At 39.4% G+C, this 12,884-nt stretch carries 10 protein-coding genes and 1 pseudogene; 4 read left to right on the forward strand and 7 right to left on the reverse strand.

What is annotated here, in order from left to right; genetic code table 11:
• Together GSF09_RS04380 and GSF09_RS04385 are read right to left on the reverse strand one after the other, a co-directional pair.
• A pseudogene (locus GSF09_RS04380) lies at positions 1 to 2,520 on the reverse strand (hypothetical protein); the annotation flags it as partial.
• Positions 2,521 to 2,532: 12 nt separating this feature from the next.
• Positions 2,533 to 2,901 carry a DUF3244 domain-containing protein gene (locus GSF09_RS04385; RefSeq protein ID WP_159799724.1) on the reverse strand — a complete coding sequence of 123 codons (369 nt, stop codon included), beginning with the start codon at positions 2,899 to 2,901 and terminating at the stop codon, positions 2,533 to 2,535.
• A 226-nt stretch (positions 2,902 to 3,127) separates the two neighbouring features.
• Here GSF09_RS04385 and folE point away from each other — a divergent pair, with 226 nt between their 5' ends.
• The 4 genes from folE (at position 3,128) to lgt (ending at position 6,549) form a co-directional block, all read left to right on the forward strand.
• Positions 3,128 to 3,793, forward strand: coding sequence for a GTP cyclohydrolase I FolE (folE, locus tag GSF09_RS04390; RefSeq protein WP_159799725.1), 666 nt, complete (start codon positions 3,128 to 3,130; stop codon positions 3,791 to 3,793).
• A 17-nt stretch (positions 3,794 to 3,810) separates the two neighbouring features.
• Positions 3,811 to 5,292 carry a cysteine--tRNA ligase gene (cysS, locus tag GSF09_RS04395; RefSeq protein ID WP_159799726.1) on the forward strand — a complete coding sequence of 494 codons (1,482 nt, stop codon included), beginning with the start codon at positions 3,811 to 3,813 and terminating at the stop codon, positions 5,290 to 5,292.
• A 1-nt stretch (position 5,293) separates the two neighbouring features.
• Positions 5,294 to 5,545, forward strand: a complete 252-nt coding sequence (gene yidD, locus GSF09_RS04400) for a membrane protein insertion efficiency factor YidD (protein WP_159799727.1) — start codon at positions 5,294 to 5,296, stop codon at positions 5,543 to 5,545.
• A 62-nt stretch (positions 5,546 to 5,607) separates the two neighbouring features.
• Positions 5,608 to 6,549: a prolipoprotein diacylglyceryl transferase gene (gene lgt, locus GSF09_RS04405; protein ID WP_159799728.1), complete on the forward strand. Its 942-nt coding sequence runs from the start codon at positions 5,608 to 5,610 to the stop codon at positions 6,547 to 6,549.
• 81 nt (positions 6,550 to 6,630) lie between these two features.
• On the opposite strand, the gene GSF09_RS04410 is transcribed toward lgt, so the two are convergent.
• The 5 genes from GSF09_RS04410 to mdh form a co-directional block, all read right to left on the reverse strand.
• Positions 6,631 to 7,431 carry an energy transducer TonB gene (locus GSF09_RS04410; RefSeq protein WP_159799729.1) on the reverse strand — a complete coding sequence of 267 codons (801 nt, stop codon included), beginning with the start codon at positions 7,429 to 7,431 and terminating at the stop codon, positions 6,631 to 6,633.
• A gap of 6 nt (positions 7,432 to 7,437) precedes the next feature.
• Entirely contained in the window at positions 7,438 to 7,830 is a 393-nt protein-coding gene (locus GSF09_RS04415) for a biopolymer transporter ExbD (RefSeq protein WP_159799730.1), read from the reverse strand.
• Between the two features lie 2 nt (positions 7,831 to 7,832).
• Complete coding sequence (locus GSF09_RS04420; protein WP_159799731.1) at positions 7,833 to 8,543, reverse strand: MotA/TolQ/ExbB proton channel family protein; 711 nt, start codon at positions 8,541 to 8,543, stop codon at positions 7,833 to 7,835.
• A 145-nt stretch (positions 8,544 to 8,688) separates the two neighbouring features.
• Entirely contained in the window at positions 8,689 to 11,637 is a 2,949-nt protein-coding gene (gene secDF, locus GSF09_RS04425) for a protein translocase subunit SecDF (RefSeq protein ID WP_159799732.1), read from the reverse strand.
• A gap of 140 nt (positions 11,638 to 11,777) precedes the next feature.
• The gene (mdh, locus tag GSF09_RS04430; protein ID WP_159799733.1) at positions 11,778 to 12,713 is read right to left on the reverse strand and encodes a malate dehydrogenase; all 936 of its coding nucleotides are present in this window, start codon (positions 12,711 to 12,713) and stop codon (positions 11,778 to 11,780) included.
• Between the last annotated feature and the right edge of the window lie 171 nt (positions 12,714 to 12,884).

Consider the following 12,884-nt stretch of genomic DNA (forward strand, 5'->3'; position numbering starts at 1 on the left):
CATGCTCTCATCAGTGCAGTTCGGCGTAGTACCCGTCTCAGCATAAATGTAAATGTCCTGGGTCGTGGTAATGATTGTACCCACAGGCAATAATGTACCTGCACCACCGGGTGCTGTGCGATATACATTACCTGCACTCAATGCCGGAAGCTCATAACTTTCGCACATTGTAACATTGGCAGGTGTATCTGCCACAGGTAAAGGTAAAATAGTTACCGTAAACATATTCTCATCAGTACAATTAGGAGTGGTAGCTGTTTCGGCAAAAATGTAAATATCCTGTGTAGAAGTTATTATAGTACCGGCAGGTAAAACTGTTCCTGCGCCACCTGGTGCTGTATGGTATGTATTCCCAGGATTTAATGGTGGCAGTTCATAACTATCACACATTGTAACATCAGCAGGATTATCTGCTACAGGAATTGGCAGTATTGTAACTGTAAACATACTTTCATCTGTACAGTTGGGTGTTGTTCCTGTTTCAGCAAAAATGTAAATATCCTGAGTAGAAGTTATAAAGGTACCCGGCGCAAGGATTGTGCCTGCTCCGCCCGGCGCTGTATGGTATGTGTTTCCTGCACTTAAAGGCTGTAGTTCATAACTATCACACATTGTAACATTAGGCATAGTATCTGCCACAGGCAGTGGCACTATAGTTACTGTAAACATGCTTTCATCAGTACAGTTAGGAGTTGTTCCTGTTTCGGCATAAATGTAAATATCCTGTGTAGCTGTAATAACAGTACCGGCAGGCAACACAGTGCCAGCGCCGCCCGGTGCTGTGTGATATGTATTTCCAGCACTTAAAGGCTGTAGTTCATAACTATCACACACTGTAATATCAGCTATATTATCTGCTACAGGAGTCTGGTTTATGGTTACTGTAAAACTACCCTCACTTGTACAATTAGGAGTTGTGCCAGATTCGGCATAAACATAAATATCCTGTGTAGCAGTAATAATAGTACCTGCAGGCAACATATTACCCTGACCGGCTGGCTGGTCATAATAATTACCGACAGTAAGCGGCTGCAATTCAAAAGAATCACATGCCTCTTCGTCTGCAGGTACAATAACCTGCGGTGTTGGTATTATAGAAAGATCAAAAGATGTAGTGGCATAACACGCAGGGGCACTTGCACCCGAAACCCGCACATAAATAGTTTGGTTGGCTCCATTAAACGTTTCTGGAGTTGGTATAACATCTGCTGCAGGATTACTGGTAGCGCCTGCCTGGGTAGTGTGATAGGTTACTACATAATCGATAGAACTCTGCCCTCCCAATATAACATCTTCCTCCTCAGTTAAGTCGAAAATTTCATCGCCGCTGTTATCAACATCACATTTTTGCTGATTTGATGGTGCAGTGGCAGTAGGCTCTAATGATACAACGAGTTCAAATGTTGTTACGGTTGCACACCCTGTATTATAATCCTCCACCCTGGCATATATAGGAGTGTTAGGCTCTGCTGAATATGCCGAAAGCTGAGCAGCAGGTATAATTCCATCATCATAACCATTTATTGCATCCTGATAGCTGGTAGCATAATAGGTAACAGGATAAAATGCAGGATTCAACCCATTAAGTATTATAGGTGTGTTTTGAGATATATCAAAAGTATAAGGCGGAGACAGCGATGTAACACAGAGCGCTATATCCGGAGCCGGCGTTATGGGCAACGGGCTTGGGCTGGTAACCGTTATTGTATCGGTAGGCTCATTTAAACAATCATTATTTAAAACCTTTACTGAGTACACTCCAGGCTGGTCAGCAACAATTGTATTTCCTGTTTCACTTAAAACTTCTGTACCCCTTGTCCACTCATAAACATTTTCATTATTATCAATATTTCCTGTAACATAAGCAAATATATTTTTTGTAGCACCAGGACAAAGTTCAAAATCACCACCAAGGGTAACATCACAAGGCACATCACAATTTAAAACCCCTGTAGGGTTGCTGTCATATATAGAACCTGTAAAGTTTATAGTAAAACCTGAGTTGGTAGCCGAAAAATTATTTACAAGAAGTATATAAGTTTCTCCTTCCAAAACCTGAAGCCAAGGCTCATAGGTAGCTGTTTCAGTACCAGTGTTTGGATTAACACCAACCCCCGTATGACCTCTGACCGGGCTATAATTACATCTTAGAGGATCACCTAAATTCGCACCACAGTTACCTATTGGAGAACTGAAAGGCCCGTATAGAGCATAATCCCAATCTTCGTTCATATTAACCGGTACAATATTAAAACCAAATTCTCCTCCTGCCTGCATAGTAAAACTATACCAAACTGAATTTGACTCCACAGTTGTGGCTCCTCCACCTCCACCTCCTAAACAGCCGGAACCGCCAGCCCCCGGAAAATCATCATCTCCAAGGCCATCAACAACACCTGTTTGCGGTGAGTCCTCACATATATGAACCGCCGTGGCACAATCGGGTGAAACCTGTGCCAATACCATATTACCTATAAAAAGAAATAAGCCAAGTATTAATCTTTTAGTATTTTTTCTCATCTTAAAATCCAGTTACTTTAATTTTTCGATTTCACCATTATATAGCAGCTTGCCCTCAGAACCCAGTATATTTAAAATATACTTTCCAGGAGCAATATTTGGAATCCCTATTTTAAAAACACCGGAAGTGTTCGCATTAGTTTCCTGAGTATCTACAACTTCATTGTTTTTATTTTTGACAACTATTGTTATATTCTGAGGTGAATCCAAATGGCATTCAAGCCTCATAGAAGTATAGAATACAGTATCGAGAACAACAATTTTATTTTCTGAAGACAGACTGGTGGAGTTCACAGCCTGATTTTGCGAAGTTTTTTTTGTTTGTGCAAAGGCACAGGTTGTTAATAATAACATTATTAACGCCAAGTAATTAGTTTTCATAACTTATTTGAGGTTTAGGACGCGAAATTTACATAAATTTGACATAAGAAAAACGTTAAATTTCAGTTTTCTTAATATATAACAGATATACATATATTTTCCCTACCTGAACATTAAAAAACTATTTGGTTTAAATTATGCTGTTGTAAATACCTGCTTTAAAAGTAAAATCCAACTTTTATAATTATCTTTGCCACCTGATTTTTACTATTAAATATTTATATTAATGGCTTACGATTTTAAAGACGAAATTGGAGACAACCATATTGCCACAAATTTCAATACACCACTGCGCCCGGATGCTTTTGACCTGACGGACGAGCAAAAAATAGAATCAATTAAAAAAGATGTAGAGAACATACTGAACACGCTTGGTATGGACTTGACGGATGACAGCCTTAAAGGCACACCCAACCGTGTTGCAAAAATGTTTGTAAAGGAAATTTTCGAAGGGCTTAACCCTGCTAAAAAACCCGGCTCATCTACATTTGAAAACAAATACAAGTATGGCGAAATGCTTGTTGAAAAAAATATAACCATATATTCTACCTGCGAGCATCACCTGTTGCCCATTGTAGGCCGTGCGCATGTGGCTTATATTTCCAACGGTACTGTTGTAGGACTATCTAAAATGAACCGCATTGTTGACTTTTATGCAAAAAGGCCGCAGGTACAGGAAAGGCTTACCATACAAATAGTAGAGGAACTTAAAAAAGTACTTAATACACAGGATGTTGCCTGCGTGATTGATGCCAAGCACCTTTGTGTTAACTCAAGAGGCATACGCGATATTGAAAGCAGTACTGTTACCTCTGAATTTGGCGGTAAATTTAAAGACGAAAACGTAAAAAGGGAATTTTTAGATTACATTAAACTGGATACCCAGTTTTAATATTTAAAATATATTTTATGCACTTATACCAAAACCAGGAACTAAAAATCTACAATTCGCTAAGCGGTGAAAAAGAAGTTTTTTCACCTATACATGAAGGTAATGTGGGAATGTATGTGTGCGGCCCCACTGTTTACAGTAATGTGCACCTTGGCAATTGCCGGACTTTTATTTCGTTTGACCTGGTTTTCAGGTACCTGAAACACCTGGGCTATAAGGTAAGGTATGTGCGTAATATTACCGATGTGGGACACATTGAAGATGATGCTGATGAAGGGGAAGATAAAATAGCAAAAAAGGCAAGGCTGGAAAAACTTGAACCTATGGAGATAGTACAGCAGTATTCTGTTGACTTTCACCAGATAATGGAACTATTCAACACCCTGCCACCAAGTATAGAGCCAACCGCAACCGGGCATATAATTGAACAAATAGAAACCATTAAACAGATACTTTATAATGGTTTTGCCTATGAGTCAAACGGCTCTGTATATTTTGACGTGGTTAAGTTTAATGAAAACAACCATTATGGCAAACTAAGCGGGAGGAATATTGACGATATGCTTGCCAATACCCGTGAGCTTTCTGGCCAGACCGAGAAAAGAAACCCGCAGGACTTTGCGCTTTGGAAAAAAGCAGAGCCACAGCACATAATGCGCTGGCCATCACCCTGGGGAGATGGTTTTCCCGGATGGCACCTTGAGTGTACCTCAATGAGTACAAAATATTTAGGCAACCATTTTGATATTCACGGCGGTGGTATGGATTTAAAATTTCCGCACCACGAATGTGAAATCGCACAAAATGAAGCCTGCACCGGGGAAACTCCCGTAAATTACTGGATGCACGCCAATATGCTTACACTTAACGGTAAAAAAATGTCGAAATCCACAGGCAATAATATATTACCAAGAGAAATATTTTCAGGCAATAATGACAAGCTAAGCAAATCATTCAGCCCTGTTGTTACACGCTTTTTTATGTTGCAGGCACATTACAGGAGCATACTCGATTTTTCCAACGATGCCATTATAGCTGCCGAAAAAGGCTTTAACCGCCTTATGGAAGCCATAGAGGTATTAAAGGAAATAAAGCCTTCAGGCTCATCATCACTAAATATAGCCGAATGGAGGCAATTGTGCTATGATGCCATGAACGATGACTTTAACAGCCCCATACTTATTGCCCAGCTTTTTGAGGCTGTACGCTATATTAACCTCTTAAAGGACGGAAAGGAAACTATTACACAAAATGACCTTGAACTGTTAAGCAATACACTAAATGCATTTATTTTTGATGTACTTGGGCTTAAAGATGAAGCTGCCGATGATGATAACAATAACAAACTGGAGGGTGTAGTAAATATGCTTATCGGTATGAGGAATGAAGCAAGGGCCAATAAAGATTTTGCGCTTTCAGACCAAATAAGGGACCAGTTGAAGGTGTTAGGCATAGAGCTAAAAGATTCTAAAGAAGGGACTACCTTTTCAATACAGTAATTTGAAAGCAGGAAAAATTCTAATACTACCTTTTATAGCGCTAATCCGTTTTTATCAGGCGGCAATATCCCCTTTTACACCTTCAGCCTGCCGGTACACGCCCACCTGTTCACATTATGCCGTTGAAGCATTGCAAAGTCACGGCCTTTTTAAAGGAAGCTGGCTAAGTATTAAGCGTATAGCACGATGCCACCCGTGGGGCGGTCGGGGTTATGACCCTGTACCGGAAAAAAGCGCACACAAACATTCCTGATGATTATACATTTTTGACTGTAATTTATTTATTTTTACGGTCAACTTAATAAAACATAATACATGACTCACACTTTAAGCATTATATGGAACCCATCAGAAGGCTTTAACCTTGGGCCGGCAATGATCCGCTATTACAGCCTTATGTTTGTTGTGGCTTTCGGGCTGGGCTGGTTTATAATGAAAAAGATATTTGAACGTGAAGGCGAATCAATGGAAAAGCTGGACAAGCTTTTTATATATACATTGGTTGCTACCCTGCTTGGTGCAAGGCTTGGGCATGTATTTTTTTATGACTGGGATTATTTTAAAAACCATCCTGAAGAAATACTGCTTCCTTTTCGTTTCAGCCCTGAATTTGAGTTTACAGGGTTTGCCGGGCTGGCGAGCCACGGTGCTGCTATTGCCATAATACTTACCATGATATATTACAGCAGGAAAATAATTCACCGCCCATTGCTATGGATGCTGGACAGGGTGGTTATACCTGTTACCAGCGGAGGTATTTTTGTAAGGCTCGGTAACTTTTTTAACAGTGAGATTTTAGGCAAAGCCACCACCGAAGATGTACCAACTGCCGTAAAATTTATAAGGGGCGAAGACTGGCTTAATAAAGGTGACGCTATTCGTGTTACGGGCCAAAAAGATTATAATAAGGCTTATGATTTAATACAAAATGACCCTCAGTTTAGCGATATACTGGCAAAAATACCTTTCAGGCATCCCGCGCAATTGTATGAAGCTTTTGGCTATGTTTTTGTTTTCCTGATAATATACTTTATGTATTGGAAAACCGATGCACGCAAAAAGCATGGATTGATTTTTGGTGTGTTTCTTGTATTGCTTTGGTCTGTACGTTTTATAGTAGAATTTGTAAAGGAAAGCCAAGGCGGTTTTGAAGGTGAAAATCCAATATTGTTAACTGGGCAATGGTTAAGCATACCATTTATACTGGCAGGCTTTTACCTTATATTTACCGCTAAAAACAGGACTGAAACTTTATAAATATACTAAATCAATAAAATAAAAGCCGTTCTTTAAAGGAACGGCTTTTATTTTTGCATTACATTATTTTTCTGAACCTGACTAATCGCCAAGTTTAAAGTTAACCACAATAAAACCTATTTGTGTATTAGGTGCTTTCTCATCTAAATTCCATCGGTATTTAAATGCTGTTTCCCTTGCCGCTTTTAAAAGGCAGGAGGCGTTGTTAGTTGTTCCCTGTACACCGGGTGTTGTTTTAACAACTCTGCCTGTTTTATCTACTTCTATCTTAACAACAACTGTTCCTTCTTCATTGCAATCCTGCTGAACTTTACCTGTAGAAACTATCGACCTCCCGTTTAGTCCATATTTTTTTCCTGAACCATTACCACCGCCGCCTCCATAATAGGCACTGGCGTAGGGGTCTCCATCCGGGCTGCCTTTATCTCCTGCCTGATTATCATCACCCTCGCCGCCTTGTGCTTTTCCATCACTCTTAGGCCCGTTTATAAGACTGTTCAATGCATCTGTTGTACTTTTAGAAGGTGTAGGCGCAGGTTCCTTTTTAGGTTTTTCAGGCTGTTTTTCTTTTGGTTTTTCCGGTTTGGGTTTTTCTTTTGTAATAACAGGCGCATCCGTTTCATCTTGGGTAATTACATCTTCGGTAACAGGAGTTGGGTCCGGTGCAGACTCTGACGGCTGTGGTGCCGATGCTACAGGCTCTGTAGGCTGAATGTCGCCTGAACCAAACTCAGTAGTACCAAAATTAATGGCAATACCATTTTCAGGTGGCGGATCCATATATGTCATCCCGAAAAAGAAACATAAAAGCAGTAATACCACAAATATTGCAGTTGTGATAGCAAATGATTTCTTTTCATGTTCTGTTTCCAAATACTTCATAAAAAATTATTTAGGATCTACGGCAAGAACAATTTTAAACTGGTTCCTGTAAGCAATATCCATAACAGCTACTGCATTTTCTATAGGCACCCCCTGCTCTGCCCTTAATATAATCGCTTTGCCTTCATCGGCAGCCAAAAGCGATTTAAGCTTTGCTTCAAGGTTATCTTTGGCAACAGGTTCCTTATCTATATAATACTCCAGCTCTTTGGTAATGTTAACCGAAACATTTTGGTTATTATTTGTTTTTCCTTTTGCCTTCGGCAAATTAAGGTCAAGTGCATTTGTTGTTACCATTGTAGAGGTAAGCATGAAAAATATCAATAACAGGAAAACTATATCTGTCATTGATGACATATTGAATTCGGGCGTTACCCTGTTTCTGCTCCTAAACTTCATAATTATACCGGGTCATTTAATAAATCCAGGAATTCAACCGCATTAGCTTCCATCTGGTTAACTATCTTATCCGTTTTCACCACAAGGTGGTTATAGCCTATGTATGCAAAAATACCCACTATAAGCCCCACAACTGTAGTTGTCATGGCGGTATATATACCACTTGCAAGCGCACCTACTTCAATTTGCCCACCACCGCTTGCTATTTCATGAAACGCAAGTATCATACCAACCACGGTACCCAAAAACCCAATCATAGGGCCTGCACCGGATATGGTTGCCAGTATACTTACATTTTTTTCAAGATTATAAATTTCCAGTTTACCTGCATTTTCTATGGCGCTGTTTATATCTTCAAGCGGCTTGCCTATGCGGGTTATACCCTTTTCAATCAGCCTTGATACGGGTGAGTTGGTATGCTGGCATAAAAGTTTGGCACTATCAAAACGCCTATGGGTTATATGGTCACGAATCTGGTTCATAAAGCCCTTATCAATTTTAGAAGCTGCCTTAAGGGCAAGTGCCCTTTCAATATAAAGATAAATTGCCACAAAGAACAGCAGCCCCAGCACTATCATAATAATCTGCCCCCCAATACCGCCACTTGTAAGCAAGTCCCAAATTGATAATGTTTTTTCGGTTGGCGTTGCCATCTCATTAGCAAGCGCATCACTGGCCACAGAAAGGCTGTCGGCATTCTGAATGTTTACCATATAAAAATCAGCTTTAAAATTATCCTTTAAAAATTAACGCTAATATAGTTTAAAAATTGCTAAGCACATAAATGTATTAGTACAGTATTAATTAAAAAAAGAAGCCCGGCTATAAGGCCGGGCTTCTTTTTTTATGTGGTGCAGGTTATGCAACTTCGTTGTGCTCCTGCTCAATTTTGTTTTTCTCTTTCTTAGATACTGTATCAACCAATATTGGTGTTGCCACAAATAAAGATGAATAAGTACCCACAAATATACCCACTAACATTGCGAATATAAATCCTCTGATAGATTCACCACCAAAAATAAACATGATAAGCAACACGAATATTACAGTAAGCGAAGTATTGATTGTTCTTGACAATGTAGTATTAATAGAAGCATTTACTATATCAGCAAACTTACCTTTGGTTTTACCCGATATATACTCCCTTACCCTGTCAAACACAATTACAGTATCATTTAATGAATAACCGATAACTGTAAGGATGGCAGCAATAAAGTGCTGGTCCATTTCCATTTGGAAAGGCATTATTTTGTAGAATGCAGAGTAAATACCCAACACTATAATAACGTCATGCGCTACGGCAACTACCGCACCTAAGCTGTACTGCCACTTCCTGAAGCTTATCATCAGGTAAAGGAACACTATTGCCAACGACCCTATAACTGCCCAGTATGAGTTGGTTTTAATATCATCTGCAATTGTAGGCCCTACTTTGGAAGCCTGCATTATTCCCAGTTGCTTACCTTCGTAAGTGTTTACAAACTTATCGTAAGTCATGTCGCCCTTATAATATTTTTTAAGGGTTTCAAAAAGTATTTTATTAACCTCCTGGTCTGCTTCCACACCATGCTCATTAACTTTATACTTAGTAGTTATCCTAAGCTGAGAGTCACTACCAAATATTTTGGCATCAACATTACTGTCAAAAGCATTGGTTAGTTCCTGTTTAACCTGGTCAGCAGATACTGAGTTTTCAAAACGAACCTGGAATGTCCTTCCGCCTACAAAATCTACACCCTGGTCAAGCCCGTTAACACCAAATGAAATAAAGCTCGCTAAAATTAAAGCACCTGAAATAACATAGGCAATTTTCTTTTTACCAAGGAAATTAAAGTTAAACCTTGTAAACCAGTTTTTAGACATTGGCGTAGTAAAGGCAAGGCTGCGGCTTTTTCCTGCACCCCAATCCAATAATATCCTCGTTATAAAAATGGCTGTGAATAATGAAGTAAAAATACCTATCAATAATGTAGTGGCAAATCCTTTTACAGGGCCTGTACCGAATATTAAAAGCACTAAACCTGTAAGTATGGTGGTAACGTTTGCATCTGTTATAGATGACATGGCACCTTTCCAGCTAAAGGCAATTTTAATAGCTTCATCAAGCGTCCTGCCTGCTCGCATTTCCTCTTTAGCCCGTTCATAAATAATTATGTTGGCATCAACCGCTGTACCCATTGTAAGTACTATACCCGCTATACCCGGAAGCGTTAACACAGCACCAAGGCTGGCAAGCACGCCAAACAGGAATAAAAGGTTTACTGCAAGTGCTATGTTGGCAAACCATCCTGCTTTACCATAGTAAACAATCATCCATAGCGATATAAGAAGTAATCCTATTAATGCGGAGTTGATACCATTATCAATGGCTTCCTGGCCAAGTGAAGGGCCTACTACTTCTGACTGTACTATATCGGCTGATGCGGGAAGCTTACCTGCCCTTAATATATTGGCAAGGTCTTTTGCTTCGGTAATATCAAACGAACCTGAAATTTGAGAACGTCCGCCGGCAATAGCTTCAGAAGCTACCGGTGCAGAATATACAACATTATCAAGGGCGATGGCTATACCCACCTGCTCCCTGAACGATTTACCTGTAAGCTGCTCCCATTCCTGTGCGCCTTTGGCATTCATCTGCATTTCAACAGACGGCTTGCCAAACTGGTCGAAGGATTCATTAGCACCTGTAATAACATTACCACTTAATGGCGGTACATTATCCCTATTGCCTTTAAGCGCATAAAGCTGAACCATACCCGGTGCTTTCCTTTCATCTTCCTTGCCCCATGCAAATTTTATGTAACGTAGGTCGCCGGATAGTAAAGAACGTATATCTGCCCTTTTAAAATATTCATTGATTTTTGCTGTGTCTTTTGTTGAAGCAAAACCTATTATAGTACTTGCAGGCTGGTTAACACCGAGCTTTTCAAATAATGGGTTATTGCCTTTAGCTACTGCAGCAGTATCATCAGCCTTATCTGTAAGTAATGTATCAATTGCTGAAGCCGGCTTTTCTTCCTTAACATCAACAGTTGCTTTTTCTGTAGCTTTTAAAGTTTCATTGGCAGCTAAAAGAAAGTTTTGTATATCACTAACTTTATAAGCTTCCCAAAACTCAAGCTGTGCAGTACTTTGTAATAATTTCTTTACACGGTCTATATCCTTAGCACCCGGCAATTCAACTAAAATCCTTCCTGACTCACCAAGTTTCTGTATGTTTGGCTGTACAACGCCAAATTTGTCTATACGCTCTGATAGTACCCTGAAAGCACTGTCTAAAGACTCATTAACTTTCCTTCTTATTACTTCCTTAACCTCAGCATCTGTCATCTTGATGTTAACATCATCACCCATTATCCTGTTGGTAAACAGTTCCGGCGATGCAAGCTTTACATTCCCATTAGAAGCATTATCAAAAGCAATGAAAAAAGCATCCATGTAATCCTGGTTACCCTGCCTGTTTTTTGTAGCCTCATCAAGGGCTTTGTTTAACACCGGGTTTTGAGAATTGTTGGCAAGGCCTTTAATAATATCCTTAACAGATATCTGAAGTATTACGTTAATACCGCCTTCAAGGTCAAGTCCTTTGTTTATCTGCTTGTCCCTAACCTCGTTGTAAGTATAGCCAAGAAAAACCTTTTCTTTACCTATAGAGTCAAGGTAGCGAAGTTCTTTTTTGGAATCTCCCCCGGCAAAAGCCTTTGCATCATCCTGAATGCTATTGGAAACAAATGTGAATGAAAGCTGGTAAATACTTACCAACGCAAAAATAATTGCGAAAAATTTAATGAGTCCCTTATTCTGCATTAGTACTAAAAATTAATTATTCCATTTTTTAAAAACGAGCAAATATATAATTTACCATACGATTAACCAATTTATTTACTAATATTATCATAAAAAAAAGACTGCCCGAAGGCAGCCTTTCTTTTTAATTTAAAAATATCTTAAGCCAGTACTGATTTCAGGTCGGCATTCATATTTCTTACTGCATCTGCACTTTTTGCAAACAAAGCTTTTTCGTTTTCATCAAGTTTGATGTCTACAATTTCCTCAAGGCCATTTTTGCCTATAATGCAAGGTACGCCAAGGCAAATATCCTCCTGTCCATATTCACCTTCAAGCAATACAGAGCATGGAATCATTTTTTTCTGGTCATTCAGTATGCTGTCCACAAGATATGCTACCGAAGCTCCCGGTGCATACCATGCCGATGTACCTAACAAACCTGTAAGTGTAGCACCGCCTACCATAGTATCAGCAGCTACCTTATCCAGTACATCCTGCGCAAGGAAATTAGAAACAGGGCTGCCGTTGTATGACGCAAGGCGAGTTAACGGTATCATGGTAGTGTCACCATGCCCGCCTATTACCATTCCCTGTACATCATTAGACGGTTTATCAAGTGCTTTTGAAAGATAATACTTAAAACGTGAGCTATCAAGCGCGCCACCCATACCTATAACCCTGTTTTTTGGCAAGCCTGTAGCCTTAAGGGTTAAGTAGGTCATTGTATCCATAGGGTTAGAAACTACAACTATAATAGCATCGGGTGAATGTTTAAGTACATTGTCGGCAACCGATTTTACAATTCCCGCATTAATGCCGATAAGCTCTTCCCTTGTCATACCCGGTTTTCTTGGTATGCCCGAAGTTATAACCACAACATCGCTTTTCGCAGTTTTGGAATAATCGTTTGTGCTTCCTGAAACTTTTGTATTAAAACCAGTGGTTGTAGCACACTGCATAATATCCATAGCTTTGCCTTCGGCAAAACCTTCCTTAATATCCAGTAAAACAACTTCACTTGCAATACCCCTGTACGAAATTACATCTGCACACGTGGCGCCCACATTACCGGCACCTACTATTGTTACTTTCATTTTTAATATGTTTTAGGCTTGGTTAAATTTTAAAATAAATCTTTGAATATTGTATTGTTGCTTACAAATTTAGCAAAACAAAGTATATAAAACCTATAAATATTATCATTTATATAAGGCTGATAATTTTAACCTGTAAACGATAATAAAAAAGGGCAGATTATTAACCTG

Origin of the sequence: Flavobacterium sp. MK4S-17 (assembly GCF_009848495.1) — a bacterium.
Classification (GTDB): Bacteria; Bacteroidota; Bacteroidia; order Flavobacteriales; family Flavobacteriaceae; genus Flavobacterium.